General features: G+C 71.4%; 15 protein-coding genes. 8 read left to right on the top strand and 7 right to left on the bottom strand.

Annotated features, from left to right (window positions below; translation table 11 throughout):
* Positions 1 to 6 precede the first annotated feature (6 nt).
* Positions 7 to 2,148, bottom strand: a complete 2,142-nt coding sequence (gene tkt, locus CRM89_RS11840) for a transketolase (RefSeq protein ID WP_098084025.1) — start codon at positions 2,146 to 2,148, stop codon at positions 7 to 9.
* A 345-nt stretch (positions 2,149 to 2,493) separates the two neighbouring features.
* On the opposite strand from tkt, the gene CRM89_RS11835 reads away from it, so the two are divergent.
* Positions 2,494 to 3,483 carry a heme o synthase gene (locus CRM89_RS11835; RefSeq protein ID WP_041560235.1) on the top strand — a complete coding sequence of 330 codons (990 nt, stop codon included), beginning with the start codon at positions 2,494 to 2,496 and terminating at the stop codon, positions 3,481 to 3,483.
* A gap of 59 nt (positions 3,484 to 3,542) precedes the next feature.
* Here CRM89_RS11835 and CRM89_RS11830 read toward each other — a convergent pair whose 3' ends face one another.
* Positions 3,543 to 4,508 carry a quinone oxidoreductase gene (locus tag CRM89_RS11830; protein ID WP_098084024.1) on the bottom strand — a complete coding sequence of 322 codons (966 nt, stop codon included), beginning with the start codon at positions 4,506 to 4,508 and terminating at the stop codon, positions 3,543 to 3,545.
* Between the two features lie 84 nt (positions 4,509 to 4,592).
* On the opposite strand from CRM89_RS11830, the gene CRM89_RS11825 reads away from it, so the two are divergent.
* A complete protein-coding gene (locus CRM89_RS11825; protein ID WP_011210103.1) occupies positions 4,593 to 4,943 on the top strand; it encodes a hypothetical protein in 351 nt (116 codons plus the stop codon).
* Positions 4,944 to 4,949: 6 nt separating this feature from the next.
* Here CRM89_RS11825 and CRM89_RS11820 read toward each other — a convergent pair whose 3' ends face one another.
* Positions 4,950 to 5,840 carry a universal stress protein gene (locus CRM89_RS11820; protein WP_060590174.1) on the bottom strand — a complete coding sequence of 297 codons (891 nt, stop codon included), beginning with the start codon at positions 5,838 to 5,840 and terminating at the stop codon, positions 4,950 to 4,952.
* Positions 5,841 to 6,087: 247 nt separating this feature from the next.
* Here CRM89_RS11820 and CRM89_RS11815 point away from each other — a divergent pair, with 247 nt between their 5' ends.
* Positions 6,088 to 6,471: a hypothetical protein gene (locus CRM89_RS11815; RefSeq protein WP_172964505.1), complete on the top strand. Its 384-nt coding sequence runs from the start codon at positions 6,088 to 6,090 to the stop codon at positions 6,469 to 6,471.
* On the opposite strand, the gene CRM89_RS11810 is transcribed toward CRM89_RS11815, so the two are convergent.
* The 4 genes from CRM89_RS11810 to mptB form a co-directional block, all read right to left on the bottom strand.
* The gene (locus tag CRM89_RS11810) at positions 6,450 to 7,424 is read right to left on the bottom strand and encodes a heme A synthase (RefSeq protein WP_060590177.1); all 975 of its coding nucleotides are present in this window, start codon (positions 7,422 to 7,424) and stop codon (positions 6,450 to 6,452) included. The genes CRM89_RS11815 and CRM89_RS11810 overlap by 22 nt on opposite strands.
* 61 nt (positions 7,425 to 7,485) lie before the next feature.
* Positions 7,486 to 8,277 carry an ABC transporter permease gene (locus tag CRM89_RS11805; RefSeq protein WP_011210099.1) on the bottom strand — a complete coding sequence of 264 codons (792 nt, stop codon included), beginning with the start codon at positions 8,275 to 8,277 and terminating at the stop codon, positions 7,486 to 7,488.
* On the bottom strand, positions 8,274 to 9,206 hold the full coding sequence (locus CRM89_RS11800; RefSeq protein WP_011210098.1) for an ABC transporter ATP-binding protein: 933 nt from the start codon (positions 9,204 to 9,206) through the stop codon (positions 8,274 to 8,276). Before CRM89_RS11800 ends, CRM89_RS11805 begins: the two co-directional genes overlap by 4 nt.
* Positions 9,203 to 10,927 carry a polyprenol phosphomannose-dependent alpha 1,6 mannosyltransferase MptB gene (gene mptB, locus CRM89_RS11795; protein ID WP_170986776.1) on the bottom strand — a complete coding sequence of 575 codons (1,725 nt, stop codon included), beginning with the start codon at positions 10,925 to 10,927 and terminating at the stop codon, positions 9,203 to 9,205. The genes CRM89_RS11800 and mptB overlap by 4 nt, the downstream gene beginning before the upstream one ends.
* Here mptB and CRM89_RS11790 point away from each other — a divergent pair.
* The 5 genes from CRM89_RS11790 (at position 10,926) to sufD (ending at position 16,271) form a co-directional block, all read left to right on the top strand.
* A complete protein-coding gene (locus tag CRM89_RS11790) occupies positions 10,926 to 11,555 on the top strand; it encodes a TetR/AcrR family transcriptional regulator (RefSeq protein ID WP_098084021.1) in 630 nt (209 codons plus the stop codon). The two genes, mptB and CRM89_RS11790, sit on opposite strands and share 2 nt — an antisense overlap.
* A gap of 82 nt (positions 11,556 to 11,637) precedes the next feature.
* Entirely contained in the window at positions 11,638 to 12,657 is a 1,020-nt protein-coding gene (locus CRM89_RS11785; protein WP_060590183.1) for an alcohol dehydrogenase catalytic domain-containing protein, read from the top strand.
* A gap of 124 nt (positions 12,658 to 12,781) precedes the next feature.
* Positions 12,782 to 13,618 carry a metalloregulator ArsR/SmtB family transcription factor gene (locus CRM89_RS11780; protein ID WP_098086960.1) on the top strand — a complete coding sequence of 279 codons (837 nt, stop codon included), beginning with the start codon at positions 12,782 to 12,784 and terminating at the stop codon, positions 13,616 to 13,618.
* Positions 13,615 to 15,072: a Fe-S cluster assembly protein SufB gene (sufB, locus tag CRM89_RS11775; protein ID WP_011210093.1), complete on the top strand. Its 1,458-nt coding sequence runs from the start codon at positions 13,615 to 13,617 to the stop codon at positions 15,070 to 15,072. Before CRM89_RS11780 ends, sufB begins: the two co-directional genes overlap by 4 nt.
* Positions 15,072 to 16,271, top strand: coding sequence for a Fe-S cluster assembly protein SufD (sufD, locus tag CRM89_RS11770; protein ID WP_060590185.1), 1,200 nt, complete (start codon positions 15,072 to 15,074; stop codon positions 16,269 to 16,271). Before sufB ends, sufD begins: the two co-directional genes overlap by 1 nt.
* The last annotated feature ends 1 nt before the right edge of the window (position 16,272 follow it).

Below are 16,272 nucleotides of genomic sequence, written 5' to 3'. Positions count from 1 at the left end.
GAGCTGCTATCCCTTCACGTTTTCCAGCGTGCGCTGCGCGGCGGCAACGACAGCTTCCTCGGTGAAGCCGAACTCGCGGAACAGGGTCTGGTAATCGGCCGAGGCGCCGAAGTGCTCGATCGACACGATCTCGCCCGCGTCGCCGACGAACCGGTGCCACGGCATCGCGATACCGGCTTCGACCACGACGCGCGCGCGGACCGCGGGCGGCAGCACCTCGTCACGGTAGGCCTTGTCCTGCGCGTCGAACCACTCCACACACGGCATCGACACCACGCGGGTTCCGATGCCCTGCGCCTCCAGCGTAGTGCGCGCGGCGACCGCCATCTGGAGCTCCGACCCGGTGGCGATCAGGATCACCTGCGGGGTCTCGGTGGAGGAGTCGGCCAGCACGTACCCGCCCTTGGCCACGCCCTCGTAGCTGGTGCCTTCCAGGATCGGCAGGTCCTGGCGGGTGAGCGCCAGCGCCGACGGGCCGTCCTGGTGCGGCGGCTCGGAGACGCGGAAATGCGAGGTGTGCTCGGCGGAGTCGCGTTCGAGGATGGTGCGCCAGGCGTAGGTGGTCTCGTTGGCGTCGCCGGGGCGCACCACGTTCAGGCCGGGGATGGCGCGCAGCGCGGCCAGGTGCTCGATCGGCTGGTGCGTCGGGCCGTCCTCGCCCAGGCCGATGGAGTCGTGGGTCCAGACGTAGACCGCGGGCACCCGCATCAGCGCGGCCAGCCGGACCGCCGGGCGCATGTAGTCGCTGAACACCAGGAAGGTGCCGCCGTAGGGGCGGGTGGGCCCGTGCAGGGCGATGCCGTTGAGGATCGCGCCCATCGCGTGCTCGCGGACACCGAAGTGCAGGGTGCGGCCGTACGGCTCGGCCTTCCACATGCCGGTGGAGATGGACTCCGGGCCGAAGCTGGGCTGGCCGGGCATGGTGGTGTTGTTGGATTCGGCCAGGTCGGCCGAGCCGCCCCACAGTTCGGGCAGCACCGGCGCCAGCGCGGCCAGCACCTTGCCGGACGCCTTGCGGGTGGCCATGCCCTTCGGATCGGGCTCGTGCACCGGCAGATTCGCGGTCCAGCCCTCCGGCAGCCTGCGCTCGGCGAGCCGGTCGAACAGGGCCTTGTGCTCGGGGTTGGCCGCGGCCCAGGCGTCGAACTGCTCCTGCCAGGCGCGGTGCGCGGCCCGACCGCGCTCGACGGCCTTGCGGGTGTGCGCGATGACCTCGTCGGTCACCTGGAAGGTCTGCTCCGGGTCGAAGCCGAGCACCTTCTTGGTGGCGGCCACCTCGTCGGCGCCCAGCGCGGCGCCGTGCGCGGAGCCGGTGTTCATCTTGTTGGGGGCCGGGTAGCCGATGATGGTGCGCAGCACGATGATCGAGGGCTTGTCGAGCACCGCCTTGGCCGCCTCGATCGCCGCCTCGATGGCGACCACGTCCTCACCGCCCTGCACGGTCTGCACGTGCCAGCCGTAGGCCTCGTAGCGCGCGGCCACGTCCTCGGTGAAGGCGATGGTGGTGTCGTCCTCGATGGAGATCTTGTTGTCGTCGTAGAAGACGATCAGGTTGCCCAGCTGCTGGGTGCCCGCGATGGAGGACGCCTCGGCGGTGACGCCCTCCTGCAGGTCGCCGTCGGAGGCGATCACGTAGATGTGGTGATCGAACGGGCTCGTGCCCGGCGCGGCGTGCGGGTCGAACAGGCCGCGCTCGCGGCGGGCGGCCATCGCCATGCCGACCGCGGAGGCCAGGCCCTGGCCCAGCGGGCCGGTGGTGATCTCCACGCCGTCGGTGTGCCGGAACTCCGGGTGACCCGGGGTCAGCGAACCCCACTTGCGCAGGTTCTTCAGATCGTCGAGTTCGAGCCCGAAGCCGGCCAGGTACAGCTGGATGTACTGGGTGAGGCTGGAGTGACCGCAGGAGAGCACGAACCGGTCCCGGCCGACCCAGCTCGGGTCGCTCGGGTCGTGCCGCAACACCCGCTGGTAGAGGGTGTAGGCCAGCGGGGCCAGGCTCATCGCCGTGCCGGGGTGGCCGTTGCCCGCCCGCTGCACGGCGTCGGCGGCCAGCACGCGGACGGTGTCGACGGCCTTGGTGTCGAGATCCGTCCAGTCGTCCGGGTAGTTCGGCTGAGTGAGGGCGCGGATGTCGTCTGTCACTGACACGACCGGGATTCTCCTGACATGTGGTCTCGTCGACGGCGGGGTGTGCTCCGGCCGCGGCTCGCCCGAGGCGGGGACGCGCGCCGGTTGCTCGAAGGTTCCGGGTGTTACGAGACCACCCTAGTTGTGCCCGCTCGGGCACATGGAAGTAACCCGGGTTACATCGCCGCGCCGGTTTCGGCGGGGGAGCGGGCGGCCGGACGGGGCTCGGGCCGGGGCGGGGTGCCCGAGGGTCTACCATCCTTTGTAGTAGTCGCGCCGCAACAGTTGTGCGTGTCCGGACCGGAAGACACGAGGGCGCTGCTTTTGTTCGGTGTCGATGCGATGCACAGCGTGCGAGGAGAGACAGTGCGGATTGGGGAACAGCCGAGTGGCAATGGTGCGCACGGCTCCTCCGCGACGGTGCTTGCCGACCGGTTCACCGGTTCGGGCCTGCCGTCCCGGCTGATGCGACGGGTGCTGGCCTACATCGCGTTGACCAAGCCGCGGGTGATCGAGCTGCTGCTGGTGGCGACCATCCCGACCATGCTGCTGGCCGATCGCGGGCACATCGACATCCGGCTGATCCTGGCCACGCTGTTCGGCGGGTGGATGGGCGCGGCGAGCGCCAACACGCTCAACTGCGTCGCCGACGCCGACATCGACAAGGTCATGAAGCGCACCGCCAAGCGGCCGCTGGCCAGGGACGCGGTGCCCACCCGCAACGCGTTCGTCTTCGGCGTGGTGCTGGGCCTGGCCTCCTTCGCCTGGCTGTGGTGGCAGGCGAACCTGCTCAGCGGCGCGCTGGTGGTCGCGACCATCCTGTTCTACGTCTTCGTCTACACCCTCGGCCTCAAGCGCCGCACCTCGCAGAACGTGGTGTGGGGCGGCGCGGCGGGCTGCATGCCCGCGCTGGTCGGTTGGTCGGCGGTGACGGGCACCATCGGCTGGCCCGCGCTGGCGCTGTTCGGCGTGATCTTCTTCTGGACGCCGCCGCACACCTGGGCGCTGGCGATGCGCTACAAGGAGGACTACCGCGCGGCCGGGGTGCCGATGCTGCCGGTGGTCGCCACCGAGCGCACCGTCACCAAGCAGATCGTGATCTACACCTGGCTGACCGTGCTCACCACGCTCGCGCTGGTGCCGGCCACCGGCGTGATCTACGCGGCGGTCGCGCTGGTCGCCGGCGCCTGGTTCCTGCTGATGGCGCACCAGCTGTACGCGGGTGTGCGCCGTGGCGAGTCGGTCAAGCCGCTGCGGTTGTTCCTGCAGTCCAACAACTACCTGGCCGTGGTGTTCTGCGGTCTGGCCGTGGACTCGGTGCTCGGCTGGGACACCATCGGCAGCTTCTTCGGCTGACCGTCTCGTCTTCCGGCCGTTGCCGGGCGGCCGCCGGAACGGCGACCGCCCGCGTGTTCTCAGGGGATCAGCACGATCGAGCCGGTGGTCTTGCGGCCCTCCAGATCGCGGTGCGCGCGTTCGGCCTCGGCCAGCGGATACTGGGCGCCGACCCGGATGCGCAGCGTCCCGTCGGCCACCGCGCGGAACACGTCACCGGCCCGCCAGAGCAGTTCGGCGCGGTCGCGGGTGTAATGCGCCAGCGTCGGGCGGGTGAGGAACAGCGATCCGCCGGAGTTCAGCCGCTGCGGGTCGACCGGCGGCACCGGCCCGCTGGCCGCGCCGAACAATGCCAGCGTGCCGCGGATGCGCAGGGCGGCCAGGCTCGCGTCGAAGGTGTCCTTACCGACCCCGTCGTAGACCGCGGCCACCCCGACGCCGTCGGTGAGCGCCCGCACCCGCTCGGCCAGGTCGTCGCCGTAGCGCAGCACCTCCGCGGCGCCCGCCTCGCGCGAGAGCGCCTCCTTCTCGTCGGAGGACACCGTGGTGATCACCCGGACACCGCGCGCGACGGCCAGCTGGGTGAGGATCAGCCCGACCCCGCCCGCGCCCGCGTGCACGAGCACCGTCTCGCCGGGCTCGGGCCGGTACACCGATTCGATCAGGTAGTGCGCGGTCATGCCCTGCAGCAGCACCGAGGCCGCGATCGGCGCGCTCACCCCGTCCGGCACCGGGATCGCGACGTCGGCGGGCACGGCCGCCTTCTCGGCGTAGCTGCCCGGCGCTGCCGCCCAGGCCACCCGGTCGCCGACGGCGAACTCGGTGACGCCGTCGCCGACGGCGGTCACCACACCGGTGCCCTCCGCGCCGGGGACGTAGGGCACGTCCTGCGGGTACGTGCCGGTGCGGATGTAGGTGTCGATGAAATTGATCCCGATCGCCTCGGTCTCGACCAGCAATCCGCCCGCTCCGATCGAGGGCTCGGGCAACTCGGTGTAGGTGAGGACCTCGGGTCCGCCGTGCTCGGAAACCTGAATCGCGCGCATGGGTCCAGTTCTACACCCGGGGTGACCGCCGCCACGGCACAGGCAGGGTCCCGCGGCTGCCTACCGGCCGGTAAACTCGCGCCCATGAGCGTTGAGACTGCCCCGGCCCCCGCAGAAGTGCCCGCCGCCGTGGTGAATTCGGTCAAGGGCTTCGTCGCCGAGCACGGTGGTTCCGGCACCGCCGTGCTGCAGCCGCTGGGACGCATGGGCGTGCGGGTCACCCTGGTCGGGGCCGACGGCGTGCTCGGCGACCGCGTCGTGGCCGACCTGCCGACCGCCGAGAAGCTGGTCGAGCTGGTGCCCGGTCTCACCGCGACCGAGGAGTGGGACCGCGAACTCACCTCCGTGGTCACTCCGCGCAAAGGTCACTGGGCCCGGATGGCGGGCTGGGTCGCCAAGCAGACCCGGTTCCCGGCGGCGCGCAACGAGAAGTAGCGCGTCTCACTCGAAGTCGGTGCGGCACACCACCGTCGGGCACGGCGCGTGGTGCAGCAGGTTCTGGCTCGTCGAGCCGAGCAACGTGCCGGTCACCCGGTTGCGGCCCCGGCTCCCGGTGACGATCACCTGCGCGTCGGCGGCCCGCTCCAGCAGCGCCGGCGCCGTCGGGCTCTTGCGCACCTCACGGGTCACCCGCAGGTCGGGGTACTTGGTGGTCCATCCGGCCAGGCGCTCACCGAGCAGCGACTCCTCCTGCTGGGCCAGTGCCTCGTTGCTCGGCGGCACCGGCACCCAGCGCAGCAGATCGGGATCGTTCCAGGCGTGCAGGGCGACGAGTTCGACCCCGAGTCCGGCGGCCAGCGCGAACGCGTGCCCAACCGCGGCATCGCCCTCGGGGCTGCCGTCCACACCCACCAGCACCGGGCGGTCGTCGGGCAGGACGCGCGCGGGATCGCCGCGCCAGACCGCCACCGGACACCGCGACTTGTTGGCCACCTGCAACGCGGTGGAGCCGAGCAGGAAGGTGCTGATCCGGTCGTCGGCGGTGGCCGCGACGACGAGCATGCGGGCGTGTTCGCTCGCGCTCACCAGTTCGCGTGCGGGCAGCCCTTCCACCACCTGTTCGGTGATCGCCACATCCGGCCGGTCGGCGCGCACCGCGTCGGCGGCCTGTTCCACCGTGCGCCGCGCCGCCTGGCGCAGCGTCGGCATGATGTCGGCCTCGGCGAGCGCGGCCGCGGTGATCCGGAAGTCGACGGTCGCGACCACGGCGATCAACGCCAGTGGCGCCCCGAGCCGCGCGGCGAGCCCGCCCGCCCAGCGGGCCGCGGCCACCGCACCGCGGCTGCCGTCGATGCCGACGACGATGGTCTGACGATCGACCCGATCCTGCATGCTGCGCTCCCGTCTGTGCGAAGGCCAGAGTGCCTCCAGCCTGACACCGGAGCGCGTGTTCGCGGGTGATCCGCGCCGGGCGCGTGTTGCCCCGGTGAGTGAGCCTTGCACGGCGAATGACGCATTCTTTGTCGGGTGGCCACCGGCCGGGTTAGCGTCTCGTCTCGGATGGCGGGGTTCGACGATGACGCGGCATGTGAGCAGTGAATCGGTGGTGACCGGGACGACCTGTGACCGGTGCGGCGCCGTGATGCGTTGTGCGGTGCGCGAAGCCATCGTCGAGGACCGGTTGCGGTCCGAGATCGAGAGCCGCTGCCCGGCCTGCGGCAACGCCTGGGCCGCCTGCTCCGACGGCCCCGACGACTACGTCCGTGCCGCGCTGCTCGCCACCCACGGCCCGAGCCGCTTGTGGGTGGCCGACGGTCCCGCCGACGACGCCTGCCTGCTCGGGCTGCTGCGCCGCCACGAGAGCGCCGCCCTGTTCGAGGCCAAGTCGACGGTGGCCGAGATCCGCACCACCGGGCGCACCGGCACCTCGGTGGAGCTGGAATTGCTGGCCCGCACCCTGCGGGCGGCGGGGTACGCCGTGGTGCTCGAGACCCCCGGCGATCAGGCCGACGACACCGCCTGATCGGCGACCGGCGCGCCCACCTTCTCCCTGGTGTGCAGCGCGGCCCACAGCGCCGCGGTCGCCGCCGTGCACGCCGCCGCGCCGCCGACGTGGACCACGACCAGCACGGCGGGCACATCGGTGAAGTACTGCACGATCCCGACCAGCGCCTGCGCGCACACCACCGCGAGCAGTACGAACAGCCGGGTGCGCACCGCGCGGGTGATGCCGACGGCGTAGAGGCCGAAACCGAGGCCGATCAGCAGGGCGAGGTAGCCGACGAGCAGCTGCGAATGCAGGTGCACCAGCGTGACGATCTCGACCTCGAGGCGCTGCACCGGGCGGTCGATGCTCTTGTCACCGGCGTGCGGCCCCGCGCCGGTGACCAGCGTGCCCGCGACCAGCACCCCGGCCAGCGCGACGCCGCTGAGCACGGTCAGCCAGCGCAGCGGCGCCGGTGCCTGCACCGTGGCGATTCCGTCGTCGGGCTGGCCGATCTTGGCGTAGAGCACCGCGGCCAGCCACACCATCACCATCGAGGCCAGCAGGTGCACCGCGACCGTCCACCACAGCAGGCCGCTGAGCACGGTGATGCCGCCGATGACCGCCTGCACGACGGTGCCGCCGGGCATCAGCCAGGCGTAGACCAGCACCTCGCGCCGGCGCCGGGCCCTGGTCACCGCGAGCACGACCAGCGCCGCGCACAGCGTGACGAGGAAGGTCAGCAGCCGGTTGCCGAACTCGACCGCCTGGTGCACCACCGCGACCTCGGACACCCCGACCGGGGTGAAGGAGCCGGGGAAGCACTGCGGCCAGGTGGGGCAGCCGAGCCCGGAGGCGGTGACGCGCACGACCGCGCCGGTGACCGAGATGCCGGCCTGCGTGAGCAGAACCGCGAGGGCGATCAGCCGCTGCACCCGCAGCGAGGGCAGCGGGAGCTTGTCGACGAGTCGCAGAAAGGCGCGATACAGCACCCAACGATGGTAGCCAGCCGCCGGAACGCGCCCGCACCCGGTCTACTACAAGCCGTCGTTACTACTCGAAACGGAACCAGCGCGCGGCCAGCGCGCCCGTGACAGCGCCCCAGGCCAGCAGCACCAGCACACCGAACACATCCACCGAGCCTGCCAGTGCGCGCTCGAGGGTCTCGGCCAGCGCACCGGACGGCACCAGCCGCGCGATCACCGTCACCGCGGTGGGCAGATCCTCGCCGACGAACACCACGCTGGCGATGCCGAGCATCACGAACCAGAGGATGTTGGCCAGGGCCAGCACCACCTCGGCCTTGAGCGTGCCGCCCAGCAGCAGGCCCATCGCCGCGAAGGTCGCGGTGCCCAGCGCGATGATCACCGCGCCAAGCGCCAGCCCGCCGACCCCGGGACGCCAGCCCAGTGCCACGCCGATGAGCCCGAGGATCAGCGCCTGCAACACCACCACGATCAGTACCGCGGCACTCTTGCCCGCGATGATGCCCCAGCGCGGTAACGCCGTGGCGCCCAGCCGTTTCAGCGCGCCGTAGCGGCGGTCGAAGCCGACGGCGATGGCCTGGCCGGTGAACGCGGTCGACATCACCGCCACCATCATCACCGCGGGCACGATGGTGTCCACCCGGGTGTCGCCCAGTTCGCCGAAGGGCAGCAGGGTGAGCCCGACCAGCAGGGTGATCGGGATGAACATCGTCAGCAGCAGCTGTTCACCGTTGCGCAGCAACAGGATCAGCTCGATCCTGGTCTGCGCGGTGAGCATGGCGGCCCGGCTGCTCGGGCGGGGGTCGGGCGCGAAGGTGCCCGGCGCGAAGCGGTTCGGCGTGAGTTCGTGCTGGGTCATCCGCGCAGATCCCGTCCGGTCAGTTCCAGGAAGACGTCCTCGAGGCGGCGCTGGTCGATCCTGATGTCGGTGGCCAGCACGTTCATCCGCGCGCACCACGCGGTGACGGTGGCCAGCACCTGCGGATCGATCTCGCCCTCCACCAGGTAGCAGCCGGGCGAGGTCTCGCGTGGCGCGAACCCCTCGGGCAGCGCACTCTGCAACAGGGCCAGGTCCAGCCGCGGCGGCGCGGTGAACCGCAGCTGGCCCGCGGCGCCGTGCGCGGTGACCTCGGCGGGGGTGCCGGAGGCGACGACCCGGCCGTGGTCGATGATCACCAGCTGGTCGGCCAGTTGCTCGGCCTCGTCCATCATGTGCGTGGTCAGCACGACGCTCACGCCGTCGCGGCGCAGCGCGTCGACCAGCTCCCAGACGATCAGCCGGGCCTGGGCGTCCAGTCCCGCGGTCGGCTCGTCGAGGAAGACGATCTCGGGGCGGCCCACCAGCGCGCAGGCCAGCGCCAGGCGCTGTTGCTGCCCGCCGGACAGGCGCCGATAGGGCGTGCGCCGGTTGTCCTGCAGGCCGAGCGTGCGCAGCAGCCAGTCCGGATCCAACGGGTCGGCCGAGTAGGAGGCGACCAGGTCCAGCATCTCCCCGGCACGGGCGCCCGGATAGGCGCCGCCGCCCTGCAACATCACGCCGATCCGGGGCCGCAGCCGCTCGGAGTCGGCGATCGGGTCCAGGCCGAGCACCCGCACCCGGCCCGCGTCGGGCCGGACGAAGCCCTCGCACATCTGCACCGTGGTGGTCTTGCCCGCGCCGTTGGGGCCGAGCAGCGCGAGCACCTGGGCCGGCTCGACCTCGAAGCTCAGCCCGTCCACCGCGGCCGTCTCGCCGAAGTGCTTGGCGACGTCCTCGACGCGTACGGCGGGTCCGGTGGCTGCGGTCACGATGACACACCGTAGGACGTGGTGCGCTGTGACGGAGCCGACACCCCCGTCTGCGCCCGCCACGGCAGGGCGTTGCGCGTGACGACGATGAACAGCACGCACACGATCGTCGTCGCGATGGCCGCGCCGACGATCTGGAACACCTCGAGATCGGCGCCGCGCGGCATCTGCAGCACGCTGACCACCGCGGAGAAGGCCACCGCCGGCACCCGGAACACCGGCCGTGTCGCCCACGCGGCCAGCGGCACGATGGCCCACAGCAGGTACCAGGGCTGCACCACCGGGAACAGCAACACGATCGCCCCCAGCGAGACGCCGAGCGCGCCCACCGGATGCAGCCGCCCGGTGCCGGTCGCCACCAGCATGCGCACCACCACGAAGCCGGCCACCGCGCCCGCAATCGGGCGGGTGATGCTCAGCAGGGCGGTGGTGTGGTCGCCGAGGCCCAGCAGCACGCCGCCGAATCCGGTGATGATGCCCACGGCGGTGGGCAGCGACATCCAGCTGCGCACGGCGCTGGCGGTGTTGAGGGTGTGGATCCAGCCGAAGCCCAGCCCACTGACCGAACTGATGAACAGGGTGGCGCCCAGCGCGATCGCGCCGAGCAACGCCGCCGCGACGAGGACCGCGCGCAGCGTGCCGCCCCAGCGTCTGGCCAGCGCCATCCCGACGAAACCCATCGCGATCAAGGAGGTGATCTTGATCGACGAGGACAGGGCGATGAGCAGCGAGCCGCCGATCAGCAAGGTGTAGGCCCGCGCGTCGAACACCGGCGAGTCCTCGATGGCGCGCAGCGCGAACTCCACGCCCGCCAGCATCAGGCCGATCATCAGCGCGTCGTTGTGCACGCCGCCGACCAGGTGGAACAGCACCAGCGGATTGGCCGCGCCCAGCCACAGGGCGCTCACCGGGGCGACACCGCAGCGCACCGACAGTCGGGGCAGCGCCCACACGATCAGCGCCACGCCCGCCAGCGCCAGCACACGATGCACCCAGACGCCGAGAATGATGTTGTCCCCGGTCAATTCGGCGATGCCGCGGCCGACCCACAGGAACAGCGGGCCGTAGGGGGCAGGGGTGTCGCGCCAGATGGTTGGCACGTTGTTGGTCAGCACGTTGTCGATGCCGAGGCCCGCGACCGGGCCCTCCTGGTACGGGTCGATCCCGCGCGCGGCGATCTCGCTCTGCGCGAGATAGGAGTAGACGTCGTTGCTGAACAGCGGCGGGGCCACGCTGAGCGGGATGATCCACAGCAGCAGCGTGCGATCGAGCTGGGAGCGGGTGAGGCGGTGCCGCGGCGCGTCACCGAAACCGCCGATCGCGAAGCGCCCCAGCAGCAACCAGGCCAGCACCACCACGACCGCGCCGATCATGCACATCGCCAGCGAGCCGGTGTGCGCGCGGGCGAAGATGCCGAGCACCCGCATCCCCGAGGTCGGGTTCTGCTGCACCGGCTGGGCGCCGATGCCCAGCGCGCTGATCGCCATGAGCACCGTGCCGGTCGCGCCGAGCAGCCGGATCCGGTCGAGCTGGACCAGTTCCTTGCGGTCGAGTTCGGGGACCTCGATCTCGTCGCGATGCAGTACCGCAACCGTGTGGTCGGCGGCAGGCACGTCGAGTCCGAGCGCCCGGCGCCCCAGAGCTGATGTCCTGCGCCGCGCGCGCTCGAGTACCGCCACCAGAGGGAGCCTAGTGGGCGGCGCGGAGCACAATCGAACCATGGTTTCCGAGTCGAGACGCCGGATCGAGACGGCCGCGTGCGCGCTGCTGGCCAGGCACGGCTATCACGGTTTCGGTCTCAAGGCGCTCAGCGCCGCGGCCGGGCTGCCCTACGGGTCGATCTACCACCACTTCCCGGGCGGCAAGGAGGAGATCGCGGTCGCCGCGATCACCGGCACCGGGCTGATGTCGGGCCGGATCATCGCCGAGGCGCCCGGGGACGTCTTCGCGACCACCGCCACCATGTTCGACTTCATGCGGACGAAGCTGGCGGGCTCGGACTGGACCGAGGGCTGCCCGGTCGGCACCCCCGCCCTCGACGGCGGCAGCGACGTGGACGCGGTGCGGAACGCGTGCGTGGCGGCGTTCGACACGATGGAGCGCGCCTACGCCGGGTTGCTGACCGAACTCGGCCTCGACGAGCGCGCGGCGGGGGAGGTGGCGACGACGGTGGTCGCGGCCTACGAGGGGGCGACCATCCTGGCGCGCGTGCGCCGCAGCGACGAACCGCTCCGGGTCGTCTCCGCGGCGATGGAACGCATGCTGCGCGGGGTTCTGGCGGCGCCGGGCGCCGAGCCGGCACCGGCGCTGCGGGGAGACGACGCGAGGCGAGGCGCCGTACCGACCTGACCGCCGCGCGGATCCGTCCGCGTGCGGTGTCCGGGGCGGCTCGGGTCTTGACTGGAAAGAACGTTCTAGCGACACTCGGTCGATGAAACGTCTGATGCTCTCCGGCCCCGGCGCGCTGCACTGGGAGTCCGCGCCCGAACCCGAACTCACCGGCCCCGGCCAGGCGCTGGTCCGACCGGTCGCCCTGGCCACCTGCGACATCGATCCGGCCGTGCTGCGCGGCGCCTTTCCACTGCCCGGTCCCTATCCCTTCGGGCACGAGGGGGTGGCCGAGGTGGTCGCGGTCGGCGCCGAGGTGCGCTCGGTCGCGGTGGGGGACCGGGTGGTGGTGCCGTTCCAGATCTCGTGCGGCGCCTGCCCGGCGTGCCTGCGCGGGACGACCGGCAACTGCGCGAGTCATCCGCGGTTGTCCACCTACGGTCTGGGCTCCCTGGGCGGCCTCGGCTGGGGCGGGCTGTGGGCGGATCTGGCGCTGGTGCCGCACGCCGACGCGATGCTGGTGCCGTTGCCACCCGGCGTCGACCCGGTGGCCGTGGCCAGTGCCAGCGACAACATCCCCGACGCCTACCGTGCGGTGGCGCCGCAGCTCGCCGCCCGGCCGGATGCTCCGGTGCTGGTGCTCGGCGGGCCCGGGGCGGCCTCGATCGGCTTGTACGCGGCGGGGCTGGCCGTCGCCCTCGGCGCCGAGCGCGTGGTCTACCTCGACACCTCGGCCGAGCGCCTGGCGATCGCCGCGCGGCTCGGCGCCGAAGCCGTCGAGGGCGCGCCGGACACGCGCGTCGGGCGATTCCCGATCGTCGTCGAGGCGGCGGGCTCGGCCGCGGCACTGCGCGCGGCCGTCGCCGCCGCCGACTACGACGGCTGGTGCACCAGCGTCAGCGTGCAACTCGGCGAGGTCGCGTTGCCGTTCTTCGACATGTACACCCGCTGCTGCACCGTGCACACCGGGCGCGCCCACGTGCGGCCTGCGATCCCGCGGGTGCTGGAATTGGTGGCCGCGGGCCGCTTCGATCCGACCCCGGTCACCACCTCGACCGCGCGCTGGGACGACGCGATCGACGCGCTGCTCGAGACGCCGCTGAAACTGGTCGCGGTGCGCTGACCTGCGCGCACCGCGCACCCCGGTGACCGACTGTGGCGAATGTCGCAGCCGGTCACCCCCTTTTCTCAGGGCACCCTTATTAGATTTCGGGAACGAATTCCGCCACACTGATGTTGTGAAAACCGTGGGTTTGCGGAAGAACGACGACGGGACCGGTCGCAGGACCGGCGCCGCGTTGTCCGCTGCGCCCGCCGCGGCGGTGGCCGAAGGGCATACCCGCGCCGCGATCGTCCAGCTGTTGCTGGAGGAGGGTCCGATCACCGCGACCGCCATCGGCAACAAGCTCGGGCTCGCGCCCGCGGGCGTACGCAGGCACCTGGACGCCCTCATCGAATCGGGCCAGGCCAGGGCCGGTCGCTCGGCGCCCTGGCAGCAGAAGGGGCGCGGCCGCCCGGCCAAGCAGTACCAGCTGACGGCCGCCGGACGCGGACAGCTCGGCCACGCCTACGATGACCTCGCCGGTGCCGCGATCCGTCAGCTCGGCGAGATCGGCGGCCCGCAGGCCATCACCGAGTTCGCCCGCAAACGAGCACGCACGATCGTGGCGGGCATCGAGCCGGTGCGCGAGCACACGCCCGAGCGGACCGAGGCCAAGGCCGAGGAACTCGCGGCGGCGTTCACCGACTCGGGGTTCGCCGCGACCACCCGCAAGGTGGGCGCCGGCGTGCAGATCTGCCAGCACCACTGCCCGGTCGCGCACGTGGCCGAGGAGTTCCCGCAGCTGTGCGAGGCCGAACTCGAAGCGGTCCGCGACCTGCTCGGCACGCACGTGCAGCGGCTGGCGACCATCGCCAACGGCGACTGCGCGTGCACCACCCACGTGCCGCTGCTCCCGCTCGCGGCGGCCGAACACAACCGCGCCACGAAAACCCCCACCGCCCCCACGAAGACAGCCTCTCCCCGAACCGTCGCACAGCCCGCGACGGCAGGAACGAACGACTCCGGAAGGAGTGCCGAATGACGACGACCGCAGCGGCAGGCCGCGAAGCCGCCACCCAGGTACCGCCTTTGACCCAGGAAGAGACGATCGCCTCGCTGGGCAAGTACGGCTACGGCTGGGCCGATCCGGACGCGGCGGGCGCCGCCGCGCAGCGCGGCCTGTCCGAGGACGTCGTGCGCGACATCTCGGCGAAGAAGAACGAGCCCGAGTGGATGCTCGAGCAGCGGCTCAAGGCGCTGCGCATCTTCGACCGCAAGCCGATGCCGAACTGGGGTTCCAACCTCGAGGGCATCGACTTCGACAACATCAAGTACTTCGTGCGCTCGACCGAGAAGCAGGCCGCGTCCTGGGACGAGCTGCCCGAGGACATCAAGAACACCTACGACAAGCTGGGCATCCCGGAGGCGGAGAAGCAGCGGCTGGTCGCCGGTGTCGCCGCGCAGTACGAGTCCGAGGTCGTCTACCACCAGATCCGCGAGGACCTCGAGGCCCAGGGCGTGATCTTCCTCGACACCGACACCGGTCTCAAGGAGCACCCGGAGATCTTCCAGGAGTACTTCGGCTCGGTGATCCCGGCCGGTGACAACAAGTTCTCCGCGCTCAACACCGCCGTGTGGTCGGGTGGCTCGTTCATCTACGTGCCGCCGGGCGTGCACGTCGACATCCCGCTGCAGGCCTACTTCCGGATCAACACCGAGAACATGGGCCAGTTCGAGCGGACCCTGATCATCGTCGACGAGGGCGCCTACGTGCACTACGTCGAGGGCTGCACCGCGCCGATCTACAAGTCCGACTCGCTGCACTCGGCGGTCGTGGAGATCATCGTGAAGAAGGGCGGCCGCTGCCGCTACACGACCATCCAGAACTGGTCGAACAACGTCTACAACCTGGTCACCAAGCGGGCCAAGGCGGAGGCGGGCGCGACCATGGAGTGGATCGACGGCAACATCGGCTCCAAGGTCACCATGAAGTACCCGGCGGTCTGGATGACCGGTGAGCACGCCAAGGGCGAGGTGCTCTCGGTGGCCTTCGCCGGCGAGGGCCAGCACCAGGACACCGGCGCGAAGATGCTGCACCTGGCGCCGCACACCTCCTCGACCATCGTGTCGAAGTCGGTGGCGCGCGGTGGCGGCCGGGCCTCCTACCGCGGCCTGGTCCAAGTGAACAAGGGCGCCTACGGCTCCAAGTCGACGGTCAAGTGCGACGCGCTGCTGGTCGACACCATCAGCCGCTCCGACACCTACCCCTACGTCGACATCCGCGAGGACGACGTGACGATGGGGCACGAGGCCACCGTCTCCAAGGTCTCCGAGGACCAGCTGTTCTACCTGATGAGCCGCGGCCTCACCGAGGACGAGGCGATGGCGATGGTGGTGCGCGGCTTCGTCGAGCCGATCGCCAAGGAACTCCCGATGGAGTACGCGCTGGAACTCAACCGCCTGATCGAACTGCAGATGGAAGGGGCCGTCGGCTGATGACCGAGCTCGAATCGACCACCGGGGCGGCCTCCGTGGCCGAGGCGGCCGAGGCACGGACGCCTGCCATCAACAAGGGCGAGGTGTTCACCTCCTTCGACGTCGACGCCTTCGAGGTGCCCTCCGGTCGCGACGAGGCCTGGCGGTTCACGCCGCTGCGCCGCCTGCGCGGTCTGCACGACGGCACCGCCGTGCGCGACGGGCAGGCCACCGTCGAGGTGACCCCCGTCGACGGTGTGATCACCGAGACCGTGGACCGCACCGACGAGCGCCTCGGCGCCGCGGGCGTGCCCGCCGATCGGGTCGCCGCGCAGGCCTACTCCGGCTTCGAGACCGCGACCATCGTCTCGGTCGGCAAGGAGGTCGAGCTCGGCCAGCCGGTCGTCGTCACGATCACCGGTCCCGGCGCGGGCCGCACCGCCTACGGCCACCTGCAGATCCGGGTCGGCGCCTTCGCCGTCGCCACCGTGGTCATCGACCAGCGCGGCGGCGGAACCTACGCCGAGAACGTGGAATTCGTGGTCGGCGACAGCGCCAAACTCACCGTCGTCGCCGTCCAGGACTGGGACGACGACGCCGTGCACGCCACCGCGCACCACGCGCGGCTGGGCCGCGACGCCACCCTGCGCCACACCGCGGTCACCCTGGGCGGCGATCTGGTGCGGCTCACCGGCACCGTCAAGTACGACGGCCCCGGCGGCGACGCCGAACTGCTCGGCCTCTACTTCGCCGACGCGGGCCAGCACTTCGAGCAGCGGCTGCTTGTCGATCACGCGGTGCCGAACTGCAAGTCGAACGTGCTGTACAAGGGCGCGCTGCAGGGCGACCCGGCCTCGCCGAAGGGCGACGCTCGCACGGTGTGGGTCGGCGACGTGCTCATCCGCGCCGCCGCCGAGGGCACCGACACCTTCGAGCTGAACCGCAACCTGGTGCTCACCGACGGCGCCCGCGCCGACTCGGTGCCCAACCTCGAGATCGAGACCGGCGAGATCGTCGGCGCCGGGCACGCCTCGGCCACCGGCCGGTTCGACGACGAGCAGCTGTTCTACCTGCGCGCCCGCGGCATCCCCGAGGACGCGGCCCGCCGCCTGGTGGTGCGCGGCTTCTTCCACGAGATCATCCAGAAGATCACGGTGCCCCAGGTCCGGGAGCGGCTGGAGGCGGCCATCGAGGCCGAGCTCGCCGCCGTCGGCGTCTGAC

The sequence above is a fragment of the Nocardia sp. FDAARGOS_372 genome, assembly GCF_002554515.1.
In the GTDB taxonomy this organism is placed as follows: Bacteria; Actinomycetota; Actinomycetes; order Mycobacteriales; family Mycobacteriaceae; genus Nocardia; species Nocardia farcinica.
The sequence above is the reverse complement of the archived record's forward strand: the minus strand, read 5'-3'. Positions and strand labels throughout refer to the sequence as shown.

Excerpts from the sequence above, each read along its gene's own strand:
- CRM89_RS11830 (WP_098084024.1), bottom strand. The coding sequence starts at position 4,508 with ATGCGCGCGATTCAGGTTTCCGAGCACGGCGGACCCGAGGTCCTCACC.
- CRM89_RS11825 (WP_011210103.1), top strand. The coding sequence starts at position 4,593 with ATGAGCGTTGAGACTGCCCCGGCCCCCGCAGAAGTGCCCGCCGCCGTG.
- CRM89_RS11820 (WP_060590174.1), bottom strand. The coding sequence starts at position 5,840 with ATGCAGGATCGGGTCGATCGTCAGACCATCGTCGTCGGCATCGACGGC.
- CRM89_RS11805 (WP_011210099.1), bottom strand. The coding sequence starts at position 8,277 with ATGACCCAGCACGAACTCACGCCGAACCGCTTCGCGCCGGGCACCTTC.
- CRM89_RS11790 (WP_098084021.1), top strand. The coding sequence starts at position 10,926 with ATGGTTTCCGAGTCGAGACGCCGGATCGAGACGGCCGCGTGCGCGCTG.
- mptB (WP_170986776.1), bottom strand. The coding sequence starts at position 10,927 with ATGGTTCGATTGTGCTCCGCGCCGCCCACTAGGCTCCCTCTGGTGGCG.
- CRM89_RS11785 (WP_060590183.1), top strand. The coding sequence starts at position 11,638 with ATGAAACGTCTGATGCTCTCCGGCCCCGGCGCGCTGCACTGGGAGTCC.
- sufB (WP_011210093.1), top strand. The coding sequence starts at position 13,615 with ATGACGACGACCGCAGCGGCAGGCCGCGAAGCCGCCACCCAGGTACCG.
- sufD (WP_060590185.1), top strand. The coding sequence starts at position 15,072 with ATGACCGAGCTCGAATCGACCACCGGGGCGGCCTCCGTGGCCGAGGCG.